This window comes from Nocardioides sp. TF02-7 (assembly GCF_022437945.1).
Lineage (GTDB): Bacteria > Actinomycetota > Actinomycetes > Propionibacteriales > Nocardioidaceae > Nocardioides.
On record NZ_CP092535.1, the window covers coordinates 762,901 to 782,610 of the forward strand.

A 19,710-nucleotide genomic window follows, 5' to 3' on the forward strand; every position below is an offset into this window, starting at 1 on the left:
CCGGCGCGCTCGCCGTCGGCGACCGGCGAGGAGGACGCGGGGGAGTCCCGGCACGGCCCGATCGCGCAGCTGCTCATCGCCTGGTCACCGCTGAGCGCGATCCTCGTCGGCTACTGGGTGGCGCAGTGGGTCACCGCGCCGCTCGGCCTCGGTGACGGCGCGGCCACCAACCGGGTCGGGGCGGGCCTCGACATGGTCGGCCCGGCCCGCGCCGACGAGTGGCTCTTCGGGGCCGTGCCGACGGTGTGGCTGCAGGAGCGGCTCGTCGACGGCTCCACCCACTGGTACGACGCGGCGGCGGCGCTCGTCTACGTCACCCACTTCGTCTCGATCCCGCTGGTGACGGCGGCGGTCTGGTTCCTCCTGCGCGACCGCTTCCGCGCCTGGCTCGCGGCGGTCCTGACGATGACCCTGCTGGGGATCGCCGGCTACGTGCTCTATCCGGCCGCCCCGCCGTGGCTGGTCTCCGAACGCGGAGAGATCGGTGCCGTCGAGCGGATCTCCCACCTCGGCTGGGAGCACCTGCGCCTCGACGGCGTCGCCGAGCTCGTCCTGTGGGGGCAGCAGGGCAGCAACCCCGTCGCCGCCATGCCGTCCCTGCACGCGGGCGCCGCCCTGCTCGTCGCGCTGTTCCTGTGGCCCTGCGTGGGTCGCCTCGCCCGCACCGCGCTGTCGGCGTACGTCGTCGCGATGGCCTGGACCCTCGTCTACACCGGCGAGCACTACGTCGTCGACGTCCTGGCGGGCTGGCTCGTCGCCGCGCTCGGAGCCGTCGCGGCGGGCCTCGTCCTGCGCCGCGGGCGGACGTGACGGGCAAAACCTCCACTTGTCAGGCAGTGCTTTGCCCGACATGTTGAGGTTTCCCCGGTCGGCCGGGGAAACCTCACGCGGCCCAGGCCCGCGCCGACCCTCCGCGTCACACGTTGAAGCGGAACTCCACCACGTCGCCGTCCTGCATGACGTAGTCCTTGCCCTCCATCCGGACCTTGCCGGCCTCCTTGGCCTTCTGCATGGAGCCGAGCTCGACGAGGTCGTCGAAGGAGACCACCTCGGCCTTGATGAAGCCGCGCTGGAAGTCGGTGTGGATGACGCCGGCGGCCTCGGGGGCGGTCGCGCCCTTCCGGATGGTCCAGGCGCGGCTCTCCTTGGGGCCGGCGGTGAGGTAGGTCTGCAGGCCGAGGGTGTCGAAGCCGACGCGGGCGAGGACGTCGAGGCCGGGCTCGTCGACGCCCATCTCGGCGAGCATCGCGCGGGCCTCGTCGTCGTCGCCGAGCTCGACCAGCTCGGCCTCGAACTTCGCGTCGAGGAAGATGGCCTCCGCGGGGGCGACCAGGGCGCGCATCCGGTCCTTGAGCTCCTCGTCGGCGAGCTCGTCGGCGTCGCAGTTGAAGACGTAGATGAACGGCTTGGCGGTGAGCAGCGACAGCTCGCGGACCAGCGCCCGGTCGATGTCGGTCTGGATGATCGGCGTGCCGGCGGCGAGCGCCTCCTGCGCCTCCTTGGCGGCGGCGACGACGGGCAGCAGGTCCTTCTTGCCCTTCGCCTCCTTCTCCAGCCGCGGCACCGCCTTCTCCACGGTCTGCAGGTCGGCGAGGATCAGCTCGGTCTGGATGGTGTCGATGTCGGAGGCCGGGTCGACCGCGCCGTCGACGTGGGTGACGTCCTCGTCGCGGAACACGCGGGTGACCTGGCAGATCGCCGCCGACTCGCGGATGTGGGCGAGGAACTTGTTGCCCAGTCCCTCCCCCTCCGACGCGCCGCGCACGATGCCGGCGATGTCGACGAACTCGACGGTCGCGGGCAGCACCCGCTCGGAGCCGAAGATCTCGGCGAGCCGCGGCAGCCGGTCGTCCGGCACGCCGACGACGCCGACGTTGGGCTCGATCGTGGCGAACGGGTAGTTCGCCGCCAGCACGTCGTTCTTGGTCAGCGCGTTGAAGAGCGTCGACTTGCCCGCGTTGGGGGAGACCGACGATGCCGATGGTGAGAGCCACGTGGGCGGAGTCTACGGCGCGCGGCGGGCGGCCGGAGAATCAGGAAGGGTCGCCGCTACTCGACCTTCCGCTCCACCACCGTGGTCTCCTCGACACCGGAGCCGGCGCCGGCACCGGCGCCCGCCTCGCGGGTGGTGACCTCCCGCCGCCGCACCAGCGACCGCGCGACGAAGGCCAGGCCGCCCAGCATCAGGATCAGGCCGAGCACCCGGGTGTCGAGCCACGACGACTCCGCCTTGACCGCGAACGCGAAGATCGCTCCGACGATGACGAGGACGATTCCGGCAGCCATGCCCGCCAGGTACCCAGCGCCGGGGCGCCGACACGACGACGGCCCTCCCGCGGGTCGCGGGAGGGCCGTCGGGTGAGGACGCCGTGCCGGCTCAGGAGCGGCTCAGGAGCCGTAGAGGGCGCGCACGCCTTCGGCGTCGGAGGCCTGGAACTCCAGGTCGGAGGAGCCGCCGTTGCACTGCGGGTAGTGCATGATCGAGGAGTCGTCGTACGCCGTCAGCGGCCGCCAGTTGTTGTCCTCGAAGCAGGTGCCCGCCTCGGGCCGGGTGTGCTCGTGGCGGAAGCCGAGGGCGTGACCGAGCTCGTGGGCGAGGATGTCGACCGGCTCCCAGCTGCCGGAGCTCCAGATCGAGTCGTCGATGAGCACGTTGCGTGCGCTCTTGGGGCTGCTCGGGAAGAACGCACGCGCGATGTACTGCGTCGTGCTCACCGGCTCGACCGAGAACAGCACGTTGTTGTTCCGCGTGTTGCAGCTGCCGTCCTGGGAGGCGTCGTAGCGGAAGTCGAGCGCCGAGGTGGCCGACTCCCAGATCGCGGCCCCGCCGGCCATCGCGTCCACGATCGCCGCGTGGTCGCCGGCGAAGGCGGTGCTGACGCAGTAGGTGAGGTTCCGCGCCTGGGTCGCGCTCCACTTGTCGTCGTAGCCGCCGACGGTGTTGACGACCAGGCTGGTGTCGCCCTTCTTGACCTTCCGGGGCTTCACCATCCGGTCGTAGAAGTCGCGCAGCGCGCCGGTGGTGGCGACCGGCTCGTCGCCGTTGACGATGTACTGCCCGTCGGTGTCGACGTACGTCGAGGCCTTGAACTCCTTGAACGACGGCGTCGAGGTCTGGCCGGCCGTGGCGGTGCCGGCGAGGGAGGCGGCGAGGGCCGCGCCGCTGACCGCGGCGAAGATCTTGCTGACCCGAGAGCGGAACATGGGAAACCTTCCGAGAGGGAACGAGGTGGACACATGGAACGCGTCGCTCGTCCGCCCGGGCAACCGATCCCCGCCCTCAGATAGTGGCAACCCTCCCGGCTGCAGGGTTCTGACCCGCGGCTAGCGTTGCCCGGGTGCGGATCGCCACCTGGAACGTCAACTCGCTGCGCTCACGGATCGACCGGGTGGAGGCGTTCCTCGACCGGCACGACGTCGACGTCCTCGCGCTCCAGGAGACCAAGGCCCGCGAGGACCAGCTGCCGCTGATGGGCCTGCAGGCACGGGGGTACGACGTCGCCGCGGTCGGCGTGAACCAGTGGAACGGCGTCGCCGTGGTGAGCCGGGTCGGGCTCGGCGACGTGGAGATCGGCTTCCCCGACATGCCCGGCTGGGGCGACCCGGTCGCGGCCGAGGCGCGAGCGATCGGCGCCACCTGCGCCGGCGTGCGGATCTGGAGCCTCTACGTGCCCAACGGCCGCAAGCCCGACGACCCGCACTACGTCTACAAGCTCGACTGGATGGCGCGGCTGCGCGTCGCGGCCGCGGGCTGGCTCGACGGCCAGACCGCGCTCGTCGGCGACTGGAACGTGTGCCCGACCGACGACGACGTGTTCGACGTGAAGCAGTTCGCGAAGTCCACCCACGTCACCCCGGCGGAGCGGGAGGCGTTCCAGGCGTTCCTCGACGACGGCTACGTCGACGTCGTCCGGCCGCACTGCCCGGGCCCGGGCGTCTACACCTACTGGGACTACTACCGGCAGCGCTTCGAGCGCAACCGCGGCCTGCGGATCGACTTCGTCCTCGGCTCCCCCGCGCTCGCCGCGCGGGTGACCGGCGCCTTCATCGACCGCGACGAGCGCGCCGGGCAAGGCGCCTCCGACCACGCGCCGGTGGTCGTCGACCTGGCCGACTGAGCGCCCGGCCGGCCGCGCGGTCGACAAGGGCCGGGCTACAGGCCCTGCCACGCCGGCTTGCCGGCGTGCACCTCGGCGTAGTGGTCGCGGCGGCGCAGCCGCGTCGCGGCGGCCTCGTCGACCAGCACCGAGACGTGCGGGTGGAGCTGCAGCACCGACGCCGGGCACGAAGCGGTGAGCGGCCCCTCGACGGCGGCGGCCACCGCCTCCGCCTTGGCGGCGCCGGTGGCGAGGAGCAGCAGGTGGCGGGCGCGGCGGATCGTCCCCAGCCCCTGGGTCAGCACGTGCCGCGGCACCTCGTCGACCGACCCGAAGAACCGGGCGTTGTCGAGGCGGGTGCTGTCGGCGAGGGTCTTGAGGCGGGTCAGCGAGCCGAGCGAGGAGCCGGGCTCGTTGAAGGCGAGGTGGCCGTCGGTGCCGATGCCGAGCACCTGGACGTCGACCCCGCCGGCCGCCTCGAGCGCCGCCTCGTAGCGGGCCCCCGCGGTCGGGGAGCCCGTCCGGGCTCGGATCGGGTCCGTGCACCCGGTCGCCCGGGATCCCCAGCGGGTCGGTCAGCTCGCGGGCGATCGTGGCGCGGTAGCTCTCGGGGTGGCCCGGCGGCAGGCCGACGTACTCGTCGAGGGTGAAGCACCGGACCCGGTCGTAGCCCGGGCCGCTGCCCCCGCGGTGCCGGCGGACGAGCTCGCGGTAGGCGGGCAGCGGGGGTGGAGCCGGTGGCCAGACCCAGCACGGCGTCGGGCCGGGCGCGCACCAGGGCCTCGAGCGTGTCGGCGGCGAGCCTTCCGACCGCGTCGGCGTCGGCGAGCGGCACGACCTCCATCAGCGTCCCGCCTCGTGGACGACCCGGCCCCCGACGACGGTGGCGACGACGGCGAGGTCGGGCGAGAGGAGGGTCAGGTCGCCCCGCGCCCCGGGAGCCAGCCGGCCGAGGTTGGTGCGGCCGAGCAGGTCGGCCGCCGTCGTCGTGCACGTGGCGGCGACCTCCGCCACCGTCGCCCCCCGTGGCGGCCGCCAGGACGCGCAGGCACTGCGGGAGCGACGCGGCCGAGCCGGCGAGGGTGCCGTCGGCGAGCCGCACCGTGCCGTCGCGGACCACGACGTGCTGGTCGCCGAGGCGGGCGGGGCCGTCGGGCAGCCCGAGCGCCGCCGTGCCGTCGGTCACCGACAGCAGCCGGCCGGGGCCGAGCGCGCGCCAGTACGCCGCGAGCGTCGCCGGAGCCAGGTGGTGGCCGTCGGCGATCACCCCGGCGACCAGGCGCGGGTCGCCGAGCGCGGCGCCGACCGGGCCCGGCTCCCGGCCGCCCAGCGGCGGCATCGCGTTGCCGAGGTGGGTGACCAGGCGCGCGCCGCGGCCGACGGCGGCTGCCACCTGCTCGGCGGTCGCCTCGGTGTGGCCGACGGCGACGACCACCCCCACGGCCCACGAGCGCGTCGACGACGTCCAGCGCGCCGGGCAGCTCCGGCGCCAGCGTCACCACCGCCACGCCGGCCGTGCGCGACCAGCCGGCGACCAGCTCCGCCGACGGCGGGCGCAGCCAGCGCTCCGGGTGGGCGCCCTTGCGGGCCGGCGCGATCATAGGGCCCTCGAGGTGCACCCCGAGCGGCCGGGCACCCGCCCAGCCGTCGGGGGGCCCGGCGCGGAGCGTCGCCAGCGCCTCCTCCCGGGCCGCCGGCTCGGAGCTGACGACGGTCGGCAGGAAGCCGGTCACGCCGTACGCCGGCAGCGCGGCCGCGACGTCCCAGAGCCGGTGCGGCTCGAGGGTGAGGTCGATGTCGGCAGCGCCGTTGACCTGCAGGTCGAGCAGTCCTGGGAGCACGAGCAGCCCGTCCGCGTCGTACGTCGGCCCGTCTGCCACCTGGCGCGGGCCGGCGGCGATCCGGCCGTCGGCGATGGCGACGTCGACCCGGTCACCGTCGGCGGTCGTGGCCCCGCGGACCACCAGCTCGGTCACCGCTCGCTCCCGAGCAACGAGGCGCCGAGCGCGGCGACCGGGACGTCGGTCGGGACCGTCCGGAGCCGCCCGGGCAGGTCGAGCGCCCGCAGGAAGGGCGACCCCGCTGCTTGCTCGGCGAGGGCGTGTGCCACGGCCACCCGCAGCCGGTCGCCGACCTGCGCCACGCCGCCGCCGAGCACGACGTGCGCGGGGTCGACGGCGAGCGTCACCAGGCGCACGGCGTCGGCCACCCGGGCGGCGAACCGGTCGCGGACCTGGACCGCCTTCACATCGCCCGCGGCCGCGGCCTCGAACAGCGCCTGCGCCGGCGGGACGTCCGTGGCCGGCCACGCCTCGGCGAGCGCCGAGCCCGACGCCTCGGTCTCCAGGCAGCCGGTCTGGCCGCACTGGCAGCGGCGGCCGGCCGGGTCGACCGGGATGTGCCCGATCTCGCCGGCCGCCCCGGCGGCCCCGCGGCGCAGGTGACCGTCGAGCACCGCTGCCGCCGCGAGACCGGTGCCGAGGCTGACGTAGACCAGGTCGCGCAGGCCGGTCACCGCGGCGACACCGAGCGCGGCGGCGTTGACGTCGTTGTCCACCACGACCCGTGCGCCGGTCCGCCGGGCCAGCCGGTCGCCGATCGGGAACCACTCGTCGTCGACCCCGAGGTTGACGGCGTGGGTGACCGCGCCGCGTCCGGCGTCGACCAGGCCGGGGATGCCGACGCCGAGGGTTCCGGTGAGGGGGTCGCCGGTCCGCGCGCGGAGCTCGTCGACCACCGCGCCGGCCGTCGCGACCACCTCCTCGGCGCCGGTGGGGGTGGTGGCCAGCACCTCGGCCAGCACCCGGCCGCCGGGACCGACCGCGACCCCCAGCGTCTTCGTCGCCCCGATGTCGATCCCGACCCGGGTCGCCCGCTCGGCGCTCACCTGCCCCACCCTGCCTCTCCGATGACGTCCTCGACGGCGGCGACCGCCGGGCCCGAGCTGCCCCAGGTGCAGATCCGTGGCACGTTCCTCGCTCCGGCGGTCGTGGGGCCGGCCAGCCCCACTCGACCTCGACGACCGGAGCCCTCACCGCGGCGACGGCGGCCGCCACCTCGGGGGTGGCGGTGGGCGTCACGGACCTGGACCACCAGCGGTCCGGGTGGCAGCGCCTCCCCCGGCCCGACGACGACGTCGGGCGCGATCCCCCACGCCCGCTCGCCGACCGCGATGTTGGCCGGTGTCGCGACGCTCACCACCCGGGCGCCGGTCAGGTCGGGCAGTAGACCCTCGACGCGCAGCGCCCGCCGGGCGGCGGCCGCGAGTGCCGTCGGTGCGGGCGCCGGTTCGGGGGTTCGCGACCGCGCGCGGCCGTCGTACGGGGAGCACTGTGCGGAGCCGGGCGACCCGCCCCGCAGCCTCGACCAGGCGCTGCTCCGGGAGCCGTCCGGAGCCGACCGCCGCGACCACGGCCGACCCGATGTCCCGCACCAGGGCGGGGTCCTTGTCCGGGCCGGTGCACAGCAGGTCGGCGCCGGCGGCCAGCGCCAGCACCGCGGCCTCCGGGACGCCGCGACCGGCCGACGCGCCGGCCATGTCGAGCGCGTCGCTGACGACCAGCCCGTCGAAGCCGAGCTCGTCGCGCAGCAGACCGAGGACCGTCGGGCTGAAGGTCGCCGGCCGGTCGGGGTCGAGCGCCGGCACCACCAGGTGCGACGTCATCACCGCCGCCACCCGGGCGTCGACCGCCGCCGCGAACGGCACCAGCTCGCGCCGGCGCACGGTCGTCGCCGGCGCGTCGAGCACCGGCAGCGTGAGGTGGCTGTCCTGGGCGGTGTCGCCGTGGCCCGGGAAGTGCTTCACGCACGCGGCCACGCCATGCTCCTGCACCCCGCGGGACCAGGCGGCGACGTGCCGCGCGACGAGCGCGGGGTCGGCGCCGAAGCTGCGGGTGCCGATGACCGGGTTGGCCGGGTTGCTGTTGACGTCGGCGACCGGACCCAGGTCGAGGTCGACGCCGGCCGCGGCGAGCTCGGCGCCGACCGCCCGGCCCGTGGCGGCGGTCAGGTCGAGGTCGTCGAGCACCCCGAGCTGGGCCGCCCCCAGCACCGGGCTGCCGCTGGGGCACGCGGCGTGCAGCCGGGTCACGTCGCCGCCCCTCCTCGTCGACGGCGACCAGCGCCCCCGGGCGGGCCGCGTGCACCGCGGTGGTGAGGGCCGCGACGTCCTCGAGACGACCGGTGAGGTTGGAGCCGAACAGGCAGATCCCGCCCAGGCCCTCCTCGAGCAGCCTCGCCCACGCGGCCGGGAGCGTCGGGCCGGCGAACGACGGCAGCAGCACCCGCAGCGCGAGCTCGGCGAGCGGAGCGGTCATCCCTTCACCGCGCCCGCGGTGAGCCCGGCGACCATCCGGCGCTGCACCAGGAGGAAGAACACGATGACCGGGATGGTGATCAGCGTCGACGACGCCATGATCGCGCCCCAGTCGACGCCGCGGCTGCGGGACTCGCTGAACGAGATCAGCCACACCGGCAGCGTCTCCTTCGCCGGGTCGGTCATCACGACGAGCGCCAGCGTGAACTCGTTCCACGCCTGGATGAAGCCGAACACGCCCGTGGCGACGAGGCCCGGCGCGAGCAGCGGCAGCGTCACCCGGAAGAACGCCTGCATCCGTGAGCAGCCGTCCATCATCGCCGCCTCCTCCAGCTCGCGCGGCACGCCGTCGACGAAGCCGCGCAGCGTCCACACCGTGAACGGCAGCACCGCGGCGACGTAGACCAGGGTCAGGCCGAGGACCGAGTTGAGCAGGCTCATCCCCTCGAGCATCTTGTACTGGCTGATGAACAGCCCCTCCGCCGGGATCATCTGGATCACCAGCAGCGTCAGGACGAACGACTTCCGGCCGCGGAAGCGGAACCGGCTGACGGCGAGCGCGGCGAGGAACGCGAAGAGCAGCGCGACGGCGACCGTCAGCAGCGTGACGCTGAGGCTGGTCATCAGCGCGTCGCCGAAGGTGCCGCCGGAGAACACCCGGTCGTAGTTGGCGAACGTGCCGTCGAGCGGCAGCCAGGTCGGCTCGGGGCTGCGGATCTGGTTGCGGGGCAGGAACGAGCGGGTGACCATCCAGTAGAACGGCAGCAGGCAGACGAGGAGGACCAGCAGGCCGACCACGTCGGCGGCGACCCGCACCGGCCTCGACGTACGGCGCGGCATCAGTCCTCCTCCGTCTTGAGCATCATCCGGACGTACGGCGCGGTCAGCACGACCGTGAGCGCGAGCATGAACATGGCGGCTGCGGCTGCCGTGCCGAAGTCGCCGCCCTTGATCCCCAGCGTGTAGATGTAGGTGCCGAGCAGGTTGGTGTCGCGGGTGATGCCACCGGCCTTCTGCAGCGCGTAGATCTGGGTGAAGACCCGCAGGTCCCAGATCACCTGGAGCAGCAGCACGACCAGCAGCACCGGGCGGATCGTCGGCAGCACCACGTGGGCGAACCGCTGGCGGGCCGAGGCGCCGTCGATCTCGGCGGCCTCCAGGACGTCGTCGGGGACCTGGGTCAGCCCGGCGTACAGCGTGAACGCCACGAACGGGACGCTCATCCAGACCACGACCATCGTGGCGACCGCGAAGAACGACAGCGGCTCCTGCAGCCAGGAGTGCCCGCGGAAGTCCCCGCCCAGCTCGGTCAGCAGCCAGTTGACGACGCCGTACTCGGTGTCGAAGAGGAACTGCCAGACCGTGAGCGCCGCGACGACCGGCATCGCCCACGCCAGCAGCAGGCCGCACTGCGTGGCCACCCGCACCCACCGGCTCATCCTCGTCAGCAGGAGCGCGATGCCGAGCCCGATCGCGAACGTCAGCCCGGCGTTGACGAAGCAGAACGCGACCGTGCGGGAGCACGACCTGCCACAGGTAGGGGTCGGTGACGAGCTCGCGGTAGTTGGCCACGCCGACCCAGGTCGGCGGCTGCCCGAACTGCTGCGCCAGCCCGAACTCCTGCAGCGACAGCACCACCTGGCGCAGCAGCGGGTAGCCCAGGGCCAGCGCGAGCAGGCCCACCGACGGCAGGACGAGGCCCAGCGGGAGCGTCGTACGACGCGCGCGGGCCCTGCGCGCCACCGGTGGCCTCCTTCCGCCTGGTGCGTCGGGGGCGGCCGGGGGCGGGCGCGACCGCGGCACCCGGCCGGGTACCCGCATCATCCCGGTCGGGTGCCGCTGCCCTCATCAGTTCAGGACTTCTGCGATCCGCGCGTCGGCGTCGGCCGCGAGCTGCTCGACGTCGCCGCCCTGGGCGATCTGGCTGAACAGGTCCTCGAGGATCCGCTCGCCCTCGACGGCTGCCCAGCTCTGGGCGGCCGGCGTGAGCTTGGCGTTGGACGCCGCCTCGATGGTCGCGCGGGCGAACTCGTCGTCGCCGAGCAACGACGTGAGCGACTCCTTGGCCGGCGTGAGGCCGGCCTCGGCGAGGATGCCCTGGTAGTCGTCGCTGAGCATCAGCGCGACCACCTCGCGGGCGAGGTCCTGGTGGGGGCGACTTGGCCGGCACGGCGATGTCGGAGCCGCCGAGGAGCACCGGGGCGGGCTCGCCGTCGGAGCCGGGCAGCGCGAACACGCCGACCTGCTCGGCGAGCTCGGGGCAGCCGGCCTCGGGGTCGGTGAGCATCCCGTGGACCCAGCCGGGTCGCGACATCATGCCGATCTGCCCCGCGCAGAACGGCGTGACCGGGTCGGCCTCGTTGGCGTCGGCCGGCGCGCCCGACGCCTCCTCGAACACCTGCTGCACCCGCTCGAGGCCCGCGATCGACTCCGGGGTGCCGAGGGCACCGGCCCAGCCGTCGCCCTCCTCGACGGCGAAGTCGCCGCCGGCGTCCCAGAGGAACGCCGCACCGTCGCGCCAGTCCTGGCCGGGCAGCCAGTAGCCGGAGAACGCCTCGTCGTCGCTGGCCCGCTTGAGCTCGATCGCGGTCTCGACGAACTCGTCCATCGTCGTCGGTACGCCGTCGATGCCGGCCTTCTGGAAGAGGTCCTTGCGGTAGAAGACGTAGGTGGAGCCGGCGTAGTAGGGCACCGCGTAGGTCCTGCCGTCGACGGTCGCGCCCTCGACGAAGCCGGGCAGCAGGTCGTCGCCGCCGAGCTGGTCGAGGTCGTCGGTGAGGTCGCTGAACGCGCCGACGGTGGTGAAGGTCGGCGCCTGGGTGTTGCCGACCTCGACCACGTCGGGGGTCTGGTCCTCCGAGGAGAGGGCGGTGGTGAGGCGCTCGACGAGGCCGTCCCACTCCTGCTCCTCGATGGTGAGCGTGGAGCCCGGGTGCTGCTCCTCGAACGTCTCCTTCAGCCAGTCCCGCGCCTCCTGCGGGGTGTCGGCGCCGTTGAGCCAGACGACGATGTCGGCCGTCTCGGGTCCGCCGGAGCCTTCGTTGCTGCTGTCGTCGTCGGAGCCACAGGCGCTGGTGATCCCCCAGCAGGGTGGCCACGGCCGCGAGGGCCACTGATCTCTTGGTGCGCACCGTTCGTTCCCTTCGGTTCATCGTGTCTTCGAGGTGGACGCGGACCCGCCCGGGGCCGCTTGCTCTGCGTGGCGGCCGGTCACGAGACCCCCCAGCTCGCCGGCCAGGACCAGGCCGGTGGCACCAACCAGGACCCCGTCGTCGCCCAGTGCCGTCGGCCGGACCACGAAACCCTCCGCCGAGACCGGCATCACCCGGTCGCGGACGACGGTCGCCGCGACCTCGGCCAGGGGCGCGACCAGGTCGGCGGGGCCGCTCAGCACGACCTCGCCCAGGTTGAGCGTCCCCACGACCGGCGCCAGCGCGGCGCCGAGCCGGTGCCCGGCGTCCGCGAGGGCGGTCCCGGCGTCGCCCTCGGCCATCCGGCGGCGCAGCCGCGGGACGGCGACGTAGGTCTCGAGGCAGCCGCGCCGGCCGCACGCGCACTCGTCGCCGTCGGGGTCGACCACGACGTGACCGATCTCGCCGGCGGCACCGCGGTGGCCGTGGAGGACGTTGCCGCCGAGCACCAGCCCGGCGCCGACGCCGGTGCTGAGCCGCAGCAGCATCAGGCCGCCCTCCGCACCGCCGCCGAAGGTGTACTCCCCCATCACCGCGGTGTCGGCGTCGTTGGCGACGTAGACCGCCAGGTCCAGCGCGTCCTGGAGGACGTCGGCCAGGGCCGCTCCGTGCCAGCCGAGGTTGGGTGCGTCGAGCACGACCCCGTCCCGCCCGACGATGCCCGGCGTCGCGACGCCCACGCCGAGCACCGGCCGGGTCGAGCGGCCGACCAGGTCGGCGGCCAGGTCCCGCACCGCGGCCACCGCGTCGTCGCCGCGCCGTCCCTCCAGCGGCCGGGCGCTGCGCGCGACCACCTGACCGGTCAGCGTGAGCACCGCACCGGCCAGCTGGTCGTCGACCGAGAGGTCGACGGCCACCACCTGCTTGGCGTCGGCGACGAGGCCGACCAGGGTGGGCGGCTTGCCGACGCGACTCTCCTGCGGGGCGCCGAGCTCCTCGACGAGGCCCTCGGCGAGCAGGTCGGCGACCAGCTCGGAGACGGTGACCCGGGTGAGCCCGGTGCTCCGGGCGAGGTCGGCGCGGCTCGCGGGGCCGTGGCCGAACAGGTGCTGCAGGAGCATCGAGCGGTGGTGGCGACGGGAGTCGGCGCGGCGCAGCTTGGTGCGGCTGCGGAGGGGGCTCGGGCTGCTCCAGGACACATTTGTTAGTTCAGCATACTTACATATGCCGTGGCAAGGGGTTCGTGCGACCTGGGTCACACCCGGGCAGTCGTGGAGGCCGACCGGCGCGTCGGCGCGTCCTCCGGAGTCGGCGTCGGAGGCCGCTAGCGTGGGTCGCGTGACGAGCCCGCAGGCGCGGCCCTCCCGGTCGCGCACGCTCTGGGACGAGGGGGCGGACCCCCGGTCGCGAGGTCGCCGCCCTGCTGCTCGCCGTCCTGCTCACGGTCGTGGTCGTCGACCTGCTGCTCTCGGCCCGGCTGGGTCTGCTCTTCGACCTCGGCTTCGTGACGCTGAGCCTGTTCGCCGCGATCGCGGTCCGTCCCGGCGACTTCTTCGTCGTCAGCGTGCTGCCGCCGCTGGCGATGCTGGCCGTCGTGGTGCTGCTCGCCGCGGCCGACCCGGGCAGCGTCGCGCACGCCCGCGACGGGGTCGTCCAGGCGACGGTCTCGGGCCTGTCGACCCACGCCGTCGCCCTCGCGGTCGGCTACGCGCTCTGCCTCGCCGTGCTCGGCGTACGCCGCCGGGTCGATCCGGCCGCCTGACCCCCCGCCAGGGCCGGTCGGAGCCGCTGGCTCAGGCCCGGAAGCCGGCCGTCTCCTCGGCGGCGAGGCAGGTGGCGCGCCCGTCGCCGTGGCCGACGATCCTGCGCGGGACGGTGGCCCGGTACTCGCTGGTGATGTAGGACCCGGTCGGAGCACCGTCGAACTCCAGCACCCACTCCCCTGCCCGGCCGGTGCGGGTCGATCCCACGAAGACGTCGTCGTTGGTCGCGTTGTGGACGCGGATCACGCGGTCCCGCCGGCAGGCGAGCACCCGCGGCGCGACGATGTACCCGGGGACCACGAGGTCCTGCGGCCGCTCCCCGCCGCCGAACGGAGTCATCTCCACGTCGACGCGCACGCTCGTCATCACGGCGGCCCGGCAGACGACCTTGCGGCCGGCGACCCGGACCACCTTCCGCATCGCCCGCACCTCGAACACCAGGTCCTCGACGGCGCCGAGACGAGCGCCGGTGAGCTCAAGCTCCACCGCCCGCGGCCGTCGGTGCGCGTCCCCCGGACCCGCTGACCGCTCTCCACGGCGGTGAGCCGGACGTTCCGGCGGGCCGCGCACCTGGCGACCTTCGACCGCACCTCGCCCCAGACCTGGTAGCGCTCGGGTCTGGGTTCGTCCCACCGCTCCTCGCCGGCGTCGTCGCCGACGACGACCACACGCGCGGCCACCTTGCGCACCGGCGCCGGGCGGTCGGCCCGGTCGGCTGCCGACGGCGCGGCCGCACCAGGAGCGGTCGGGGCCAGCAGCAGGGCGGCGAGCAGGAGGGCAAGGCTGGTCGTACGTCGACGCATCGGGTCTCCTCGGGAGGGAAGCGCGACCACGATGCCAGATCGTGCGGCCGGTGCGCAGCCGAACCGCGGCAGGAGGGTCAGGCGAAGCGGTCGGGGTCGCCGGCTCCGCGGCGGAGCACCTCGGGGGCGCCCTCGGACCAGTCGACGACGGTGGTGGGCTCGGCGGGGGTCTCCCCCGCCTCCACGACGACGTCGACCTGGTGGTCGAGCTCCTCCTTGACGTCCCAGCCGAGGGTGCGCGGCTCGGTCTCGCCGGGGAGGATCAGCGAGCTCGACAGCAGCGGCTCGCCGAGCGCGTCGAGCAGCGCCCGGACCACCGTGTGGTCGGGGATGCGGACGCCGACGGTGCGCTTCTTGGGGTGGAGCAGCCGGCGCGGCACCTCGGGCATGCCCGGGAGGATGAACGTGTAGGGACCCGGGGTCGCGGAGCGGATCGCCCGGAAGGCGGCGTTGTCGACGTGGACGAGCTGGCCGAGCTGGGAGAAGTCGCGGCACACCAGCGTGAAGTGGTGCCGGTCGTCGAGCCCGCGGATCCGCAGGATCCGGTCGCGACCGTCGCGGTTGCCGATCCGGCAGCCCAGGGCGTAGCCGGAGTCGGTCGGGTACGCGATCAGGCCGTCGTCGTTGAGCGCGTCGACGACCTGTTGCAGCAGCCGCGGCTGCGGGTTGTCGGGGTGGACGTCGACGTAGCGGGCCATCGGAACCTGGGACGCGGCGCGGTCAGGCGCGCCCCGCCGCCTTGAGGTCGCGGCGCAGCTCCTTGGGCAGCGCGAAGGTGAGCGACTCCTCCGCGGTGAGCACGGCGCGGGCGTCGGGGTAGCCGCGCTCGGCGAGGTAGCCGAGCACGCCCTGCACCAGGTCGTCGGGCACCGACGCGCCGGAGGTGACGCTGACCCGCTCGACGCCGTCGAGCCAGGCCTCGTCGATCTCGGAGGCGTCGTCGACGCGGTAGGCCGCCTTCGCGCCGGCCTCGAGGGCGACCTCGACCAGCCGCACGGAGTTGGAGGAGTTGCCCGAGCCGACGACGATCACCAGGTCGGCGTCGGCGCCGATCTCCTTCACCGCGACCTGACGGTTCTGGGTGGCGTAGCAGATGTCGTCGCTCGGCGGGTCCTCCAGCTGCGGGAACTTCTCACGCAGCCGGCGGACGGTCTCCATGGTCTCGTCGACGCTCAGCGTGGTCTGGGACAGCCACGCGAGCCTCGCGTCCGCCGGGAACTCGAGGGTGTCGACGTCCTCGGGGCGCTCGACGAGCACGGTCTGCTGCGGCGCCTCCCCCGCGGTGCCCTCGACCTCCTCGTGGCCGGCGTGGCCGATGAGCAGGATCGTGTAGCCCTCCCGCGCGAACCGCTTCGCCTCGTGGTGCACCTTGGTCACCAGCGGGCAGGTGGCGTCGATCGTCTTGAGGCTCCGCTCGGCCGCCTGGGCGTGCACCGCGGGCGAGACGCCGTGGGCGGAGAACACCACGGTCGCGCCCTCGGGGACCTCGTCGAGCTCCTCGACGAACACCGCCCCGCGCTGCTCCAGGTTGGCCACCACGTGCTTGTTGTGCACGATCTGCTTGCGCACGTAGACCGGTGCGCCGTAGAGGTCGAGCGCCTCCTCGACGGTCACCACGGCCCGGTCGACGCCCGCGCAGTAGCCGCGCGGGTCGGCGAGCAGCACCTGCCGCTCGGCGTCGTGCGGGGACAGCACGCGCGGCGTGCCGAGGTCGATGCTCATGCCGCCAGTCTACGGGCGCGGCTCGTTCCCCCCGAAACCTCGCCGACCCGGCTCGTCTCCGCACGAAAAAGGGGCCGACCCGGCTCATCTCGGCGCGCAGAACACGCCGACCCGGCTCGTTCCGGCACTAGAAACACGCCGACCCGGCTCGTTCCGGCACGAAAACACGCCGAGCCGTCCCGAGAAACGGGACGGCTCGGCGGCTTGGACGTGCGGAGAAGCGCCGGGTCAGGCCTTCTCGTCGGTCTCGGCGGCCTCAGCGGCGGGGGCCTCGTCGGCCTCCGCGGCCTCGTCGGCCTCGGCGGTGGACTCGGCCTCGGCGGTCTCGACCTCGGTGGCCTCGGTGGAGAGCACCTCGGTGTCACCGGCCTCGTTGTCGGTCTCGACCTCGGCGGGGGCGTCGTCGGCGGGCTTGGACACCTCGACGGCGGGGGCCTCGGCCGTCCGGCGCGTGGAGGCCGGCTTGGGGTCGTAGGCCTCGGTCACCAGCTCGATGACGGCCATGGGGGCGTTGTCGCCCTGCCGCGGTCCGATCTTGGTGATCCGGGTGTAGCCGCCGGGCCGCTCGGCGTACGCCGGGGCGATCTCGGTGAAGAGGTGGTGCACGACGCCCTTGTCGGTGATGCTCCGGAGCACCTCGCGGCGGTTGTGCAGCGGGTTCTCCCCCAGGTGCGCCTTCTTGGCCTTGGTGATCAGCTTCTCGGCGTACGGCCGCAGCGTGCGCGCCTTCGCCTCCGTGGTGGTGATCCGGCCGTGCTCGAAGAGCTGGGTGGCCAGGTTGCGGAGGATGAGCCTCTGGTGGGCCGGGCTCCCGCCGAGGCGGGGCCCCTTCTTGGGCTTGGGCATTGCTTCTCTCGTTTCTCCCCGGCCGTACCAGGTACCGGGGGTAGCGGGAAGGACGGGGCGGATCGCCCCGGCCAGTAGGTGACCGCCGACCTCGACCGAAGTGTCGGTCGGCTGCCGCCAAGGAATCTGTAGTTGTGCCTACCTCGACTGCGGGCCGGCAGCGTGTCGCACGCGGCGAAGCCGCAGGTGGCGACGTCCCCGGGGCCGAGCTTGCGAGGTCCCGGGCGGCGTCGCTACCTATGCGACACGCTCGGCCCGACTAATACTGCTCGTCCTCGACGAAGGTGTCGTCGTCGTCCTCGCTGTACGACGCGAGGGCGGCGTGGGGGGTCGAAGCCGGGGGCGCTGTCCTTGAGGGAGAGACCCATCTCGTGCAGCTTGGCCTTGACCTCGTCGATGGACTTGGCGCCGAAGTTGCGGATGTCGAGGAGGTCCTGCTCGGAGCGGCTGATGAGCTCGCCGACGGTGTGGATGCCCTCGCGCTTGAGGCAGTTGTAGGACCGCACGGTGAGCTGGAGGTCCTCGACGGGGAGGGCGAGGTCGGCGGCGAGCTGCTCGTCGACGGGGGACGGGCCGATGTCGATGCCCTCGGCCTCGACGTTGAGCTCGCGGGCGAGGCCGAAGAGCTCGACGAGGGTCTTGCCGGCGGAGGCGATGGCGTCGCGGGGCAGGATCGACGGCTTGGTCTCGACGTCGATGACGAGCTTGTCGAAGTCGGTGCGCTGCTCGACTCGGGTGGCCTCGACCTTGTAGGTGACCTTGAGGACGGGGCTGTAGATGGAGTCGACGGGCATCCGGCCGATCTCGTTGTCGGCGCCCTTGTTCTGGACGGCGGAGACGTAGCCGCGGCCGCGCTCGACGACGAGCTCCATCTCGAGCTTGCCGTTCTCGGCGAGGGTGGCGATCTTGAGGTCGGGGTTGTGCACCTCGACGCCGGCGGGGGGCGCGATGTCGGCGGCGGTGACGTCACCGGCGCCGGACTTGCGGAGGTACATGGTGACCGGCTCGTCGTGCTCGGAGGAGACGACGAGGCCCTTGAGGTTGAGGATGATCTCGGTGACGTCCTCCTTGACGCCCTCGATCGTCGAGAACTCGTGAAGGACACCGTCGATCTTGATGCTGGTGACCGACGCGCCGGGGATGGAGGAGAGCAGCGTACGCCGCAGCGAGTTGCCGAGGGTGTAGCCGAAGCCCGGCTCGAGCGGCTCGATGACGAACCGCGACCGGAACTGGTCGACGACTTCCTCCGAGAGGGTGGGGCGCTGTGCGATGAGCACTGTGTTCTTTCCTTTCCGGGCCGACCGCTATATGAGGACCCAGACGTGGTGCGGAGGTTGGAGAAGTGGTGCTGTGCCGTCCGCCGGGGGCTTCCGCCGGGACCGGGGTCCGGGGGCGGGGCCCCCGGCGGGGGCGTGTGGGGGCGGGGCCCCGACCGTTACTTCTTGGAGTAGAACTCGACGATGAGCTGCTCCTGGACAGGGACGTCGATCTGCTCCCGGACCGGCCGCTGGTGGACGAGGATCCGCATCCGCGACGGGATGACCTCGAGCCACGCGGGGACGATGCGCTCGCCGTGGGTCTCGCGGGCGACGATGAACGGCGTCATCTCCAGCGACTTCTCGCGCACGTCGATGATGTCGTACTGGCTCACCTGGTACGACGGGATGTCGACCTTGTGGCCGTTGACCAGGAAGTGACCGTGGGTCACGAGCTGGCGGGCGTGGCGGCGGGTCCGAGCGAACCCGGCGCGGTAGACCACGTTGTCGAGGCGGCACTCGAGCAGCTGCAGCAGGTTGTCACCCGTCTTGCCCTGCCGGCGGGCGGCCTCGACGTAGTAGTTGTGGAACTGCTTCTCCATGACGCCGTAGGTGAAGCGGGCCTTCTGCTTCTCCTGCAGCTGGTTGCGGTACTCGCTCTCCTTGATCCGCGCGCGGCCGTGCTGGCCGGGCGGGTAGGGGCGCTTCTCGAACGCGGCGTCGCCGCCGACGAGGTCGACACCGAGACGGCGCGACTTCTTGGTCATGGGGCCGGTGTAGCGGGCCATTTCCTTCGCTCTCCTTCTTCAGTCTCGGGTCAGACGCGCCGGCGCTTGGGCGGGCGGCAACCGTTGTGGGGGGCGGGGGTCACGTCCTGGATGGTGCCGACCTCGAGGCCGATCGCACCCAGGGACCGGATCGCCGTCTCACGGCCCGAGCCGGGGCCCTTGACGAAGACGTCGATCTTCTTCATGCCGTGCTCCATGGCGCGGCGGCCGGCGGCCTCCGCGGCCATCTGCGCGGCGTACGGCGTGGACTTGCGGGAGCCCTTGAAGCCGACAGTGCCGGCGGACGCCCACGAGATCACCGCACCGGTCGGGTCGGTGATCGTCACGATCGTGTTGTTGAACGTGCTCTTGATGTGGGCCTCGCCCTGAGCGACGTTCTTCTTCTCCTTGCGGCGGACCTTCTTGGCGCCCGCGCGAGCCTTGGGAGGCATGCGTTATCTCCTGAAGTAGCTGGTCGATGAGGTCAGTGAGACGCCCGGGGGCGTGCGATCACTTGGCCTTCTTCTTGCCGGCAACCGTGCGCTTGGGACCCTTGCGGGTGCGAGCGTTGGTCTTGGTGCGCTGCCCGCGGACCGGGAGGCCCTGGCGGTGGCGGCGACCCTGGTAGCTGCCGATCTCGATCTTGCGACGGATGTCGGCCTGGACCTCGCGACGGAGGTCACCCTCGATCTTGAAGTTCGCTTCGATCTCGTCGCGGAGCTTGACCAGCTCCTCGTCGCCGAGCTGGTGGACGCGGAGGTCCGGGCTGACGCCGGTGGCCTCCAGCACCTGCTGGGCGCGGGTACGGCCGATGCCGTAGATGTAGGTGAGAGCGACCTCGATGCGCTTGTCGCGCGGCAGGTCGACTCCGACGAGGCGTGCCATGGGTGGCGGTTCTCCTTGGATTTCACTCTGAGGTGTCGGGCGTGACGCGTCCGGGACCCGGTGGACCCGGCGCCGGCCTCAGTTCCGGCGGTTGCGGGGAGCGGTTGCTCCTCGTGCGGTCACGC

The 19,710-nt window shown here is 73.2% G+C and carries 20 protein-coding genes and 3 pseudogenes; 4 read left to right on the plus strand and 19 right to left on the minus strand.

Translation table 11 applies throughout. The features are described from left to right. The first annotated feature begins 117 nt into the window (after nt 1–117). Nucleotides 118–810, plus strand: a complete 693-nt coding sequence (locus MF408_RS03885; RefSeq protein ID WP_240250334.1) for a phosphatase PAP2 family protein — start codon at nt 118–120, stop codon at nt 808–810. Between the two features lie 106 nt (nt 811–916). Here the strand turns inward: MF408_RS03885 and ychF are convergent. From ychF to MF408_RS03900, 3 genes and pseudogenes are all read right to left on the minus strand, one after another. Then, nucleotides 917–1,994: pseudogene (ychF, locus tag MF408_RS03890) on the minus strand (redox-regulated ATPase YchF). Nucleotides 1,995–2,049: 55 nt separating this feature from the next. Continuing rightward, nucleotides 2,050–2,286: a hypothetical protein gene (locus tag MF408_RS03895; RefSeq protein WP_240250335.1), complete on the minus strand. Its 237-nt coding sequence runs from the start codon at nt 2,284–2,286 to the stop codon at nt 2,050–2,052. 102 nt (nt 2,287–2,388) lie between these two features. After that, complete coding sequence (locus MF408_RS03900) at nt 2,389–3,204, minus strand: M57 family metalloprotease (protein WP_240250336.1); 816 nt, start codon at nt 3,202–3,204, stop codon at nt 2,389–2,391. Between the two features lie 134 nt (nt 3,205–3,338). On the opposite strand from MF408_RS03900, the gene MF408_RS03905 reads away from it, so the two are divergent. Beyond that, entirely contained in the window at nt 3,339–4,118 is a 780-nt protein-coding gene (locus MF408_RS03905; RefSeq protein WP_240250337.1) for an exodeoxyribonuclease III, read from the plus strand. Nucleotides 4,119–4,153: 35 nt separating this feature from the next. Here MF408_RS03905 and MF408_RS26560 read toward each other — a convergent pair. Both MF408_RS26560 and MF408_RS03915 read right to left on the minus strand, forming a co-directional pair. Next, a pseudogene (locus MF408_RS26560) lies at nt 4,154–4,941 on the minus strand (glucosamine-6-phosphate deaminase). Beyond that, nucleotides 4,941–5,111, minus strand: a complete 171-nt coding sequence (locus MF408_RS03915; protein WP_240250338.1) for an amidohydrolase family protein — start codon at nt 5,109–5,111, stop codon at nt 4,941–4,943. The pseudogene MF408_RS26560 and the gene MF408_RS03915 overlap by 1 nt, the downstream one beginning before the upstream one ends. Between MF408_RS03915 and MF408_RS03920 the strand changes: the two genes are divergently transcribed. After that, entirely contained in the window at nt 5,092–5,700 is a 609-nt protein-coding gene (locus MF408_RS03920) for a hypothetical protein (protein WP_240250339.1), read from the plus strand. The two genes, MF408_RS03915 and MF408_RS03920, sit on opposite strands and share 20 nt — an antisense overlap. 369 nt (nt 5,701–6,069) lie before the next feature. Here MF408_RS03920 and MF408_RS03925 read toward each other — a convergent pair whose 3' ends face one another. The 6 genes from MF408_RS03925 to MF408_RS03950 form a co-directional block, all read right to left on the minus strand. Continuing rightward, a complete protein-coding gene (locus MF408_RS03925) occupies nt 6,070–6,984 on the minus strand; it encodes an ROK family protein (protein WP_240250340.1) in 915 nt (304 codons plus the stop codon). Nucleotides 6,985–7,173: 189 nt separating this feature from the next. Continuing rightward, a complete protein-coding gene (locus MF408_RS03930; RefSeq protein ID WP_240250341.1) occupies nt 7,174–8,187 on the minus strand; it encodes a glycoside hydrolase family 3 N-terminal domain-containing protein in 1,014 nt (337 codons plus the stop codon). Nucleotides 8,188–8,409: 222 nt separating this feature from the next. Next, nucleotides 8,410–9,252, minus strand: coding sequence for a carbohydrate ABC transporter permease (locus tag MF408_RS03935; RefSeq protein ID WP_240250342.1), 843 nt, complete (start codon nt 9,250–9,252; stop codon nt 8,410–8,412). After that, nucleotides 9,252–9,896, minus strand: coding sequence for a sugar ABC transporter permease (locus MF408_RS03940; RefSeq protein WP_345893908.1), 645 nt, complete (start codon nt 9,894–9,896; stop codon nt 9,252–9,254). Before MF408_RS03940 ends, MF408_RS03935 begins: the two co-directional genes overlap by 1 nt. After that, nucleotides 9,893–11,491, minus strand: coding sequence for an extracellular solute-binding protein (locus MF408_RS03945; RefSeq protein WP_345893909.1), 1,599 nt, complete (start codon nt 11,489–11,491; stop codon nt 9,893–9,895). Before MF408_RS03945 ends, MF408_RS03940 begins: the two co-directional genes overlap by 4 nt. Nucleotides 11,492–11,560: 69 nt before the next feature. Beyond that, nucleotides 11,561–12,664: an ROK family transcriptional regulator gene (locus MF408_RS03950; RefSeq protein WP_240250344.1), complete on the minus strand. Its 1,104-nt coding sequence runs from the start codon at nt 12,662–12,664 to the stop codon at nt 11,561–11,563. Nucleotides 12,665–12,990: 326 nt separating this feature from the next. Here MF408_RS03950 and MF408_RS03955 point away from each other — a divergent pair, with 326 nt between their 5' ends. After that, complete coding sequence (locus MF408_RS03955) at nt 12,991–13,305, plus strand: DUF6542 domain-containing protein (RefSeq protein WP_240250345.1); 315 nt, start codon at nt 12,991–12,993, stop codon at nt 13,303–13,305. Nucleotides 13,306–13,336: 31 nt separating this feature from the next. Here the strand turns inward: MF408_RS03955 and MF408_RS03960 are convergent, their stop codons facing one another. From MF408_RS03960 to rpsM, 8 genes and pseudogenes are all read right to left on the minus strand, one after another. Further along, on the minus strand, nt 13,337–13,792 hold the full coding sequence (locus tag MF408_RS03960; RefSeq protein ID WP_240250346.1) for a hypothetical protein: 456 nt from the start codon (nt 13,790–13,792) through the stop codon (nt 13,337–13,339). A gap of 394 nt (nt 13,793–14,186) precedes the next feature. Further along, nucleotides 14,187–14,807 (minus strand): L-threonylcarbamoyladenylate synthase, encoded by a 621-nt coding sequence (locus MF408_RS03965; protein WP_240250347.1) that lies wholly within the window; start codon nt 14,805–14,807, stop codon nt 14,187–14,189. A gap of 22 nt (nt 14,808–14,829) precedes the next feature. Continuing rightward, complete coding sequence (locus MF408_RS03970; RefSeq protein ID WP_240250348.1) at nt 14,830–15,831, minus strand: 4-hydroxy-3-methylbut-2-enyl diphosphate reductase; 1,002 nt, start codon at nt 15,829–15,831, stop codon at nt 14,830–14,832. Between the two features lie 228 nt (nt 15,832–16,059). Continuing rightward, a complete protein-coding gene (rplQ, locus tag MF408_RS03975; protein WP_240250349.1) occupies nt 16,060–16,677 on the minus strand; it encodes a 50S ribosomal protein L17 in 618 nt (205 codons plus the stop codon). A 259-nt stretch (nt 16,678–16,936) separates the two neighbouring features. Beyond that, nucleotides 16,937–17,954: pseudogene (locus MF408_RS03980) on the minus strand (DNA-directed RNA polymerase subunit alpha). 158 nt (nt 17,955–18,112) lie between these two features. Further along, the gene (gene rpsD, locus MF408_RS03985; RefSeq protein WP_240250350.1) at nt 18,113–18,721 is read right to left on the minus strand and encodes a 30S ribosomal protein S4; all 609 of its coding nucleotides are present in this window, start codon (nt 18,719–18,721) and stop codon (nt 18,113–18,115) included. Between the two features lie 29 nt (nt 18,722–18,750). Next, nucleotides 18,751–19,152 carry a 30S ribosomal protein S11 gene (gene rpsK, locus MF408_RS03990; RefSeq protein WP_038681087.1) on the minus strand — a complete coding sequence of 134 codons (402 nt, stop codon included), beginning with the start codon at nt 19,150–19,152 and terminating at the stop codon, nt 18,751–18,753. Between the two features lie 58 nt (nt 19,153–19,210). Beyond that, nucleotides 19,211–19,585, minus strand: a complete 375-nt coding sequence (rpsM, locus tag MF408_RS03995) for a 30S ribosomal protein S13 (RefSeq protein ID WP_240250351.1) — start codon at nt 19,583–19,585, stop codon at nt 19,211–19,213. Nucleotides 19,586–19,710: the final 125 nt, after the last annotated feature.

Coding starts and splice junctions, on each gene's coding strand:
- MF408_RS03935 (WP_240250342.1), bottom strand. CDS start 9,252: ATGCCGCGCCGTACGTCGAGGCCGGTGCGGGTCGCCGCCGACGTGGTC.
- MF408_RS03950 (WP_240250344.1), bottom strand. CDS start 12,664: ATGCTCCTGCAGCACCTGTTCGGCCACGGCCCCGCGAGCCGCGCCGAC.
- MF408_RS03895 (WP_240250335.1), bottom strand. CDS start 2,286: ATGGCTGCCGGAATCGTCCTCGTCATCGTCGGAGCGATCTTCGCGTTC.
- rpsD (WP_240250350.1), bottom strand. CDS start 18,721: ATGGCCCGCTACACCGGCCCCATGACCAAGAAGTCGCGCCGTCTCGGT.
- MF408_RS03965 (WP_240250347.1), bottom strand. CDS start 14,807: ATGGCCCGCTACGTCGACGTCCACCCCGACAACCCGCAGCCGCGGCTG.
- MF408_RS03900 (WP_240250336.1), bottom strand. CDS start 3,204: ATGTTCCGCTCTCGGGTCAGCAAGATCTTCGCCGCGGTCAGCGGCGCG.
- rpsK (WP_038681087.1), bottom strand. CDS start 19,152: ATGCCTCCCAAGGCTCGCGCGGGCGCCAAGAAGGTCCGCCGCAAGGAG.
- rplQ (WP_240250349.1), bottom strand. CDS start 16,677: ATGCCCAAGCCCAAGAAGGGGCCCCGCCTCGGCGGGAGCCCGGCCCAC.
- MF408_RS03970 (WP_240250348.1), bottom strand. CDS start 15,831: ATGAGCATCGACCTCGGCACGCCGCGCGTGCTGTCCCCGCACGACGCC.
- rpsM (WP_240250351.1), bottom strand. CDS start 19,585: ATGGCACGCCTCGTCGGAGTCGACCTGCCGCGCGACAAGCGCATCGAG.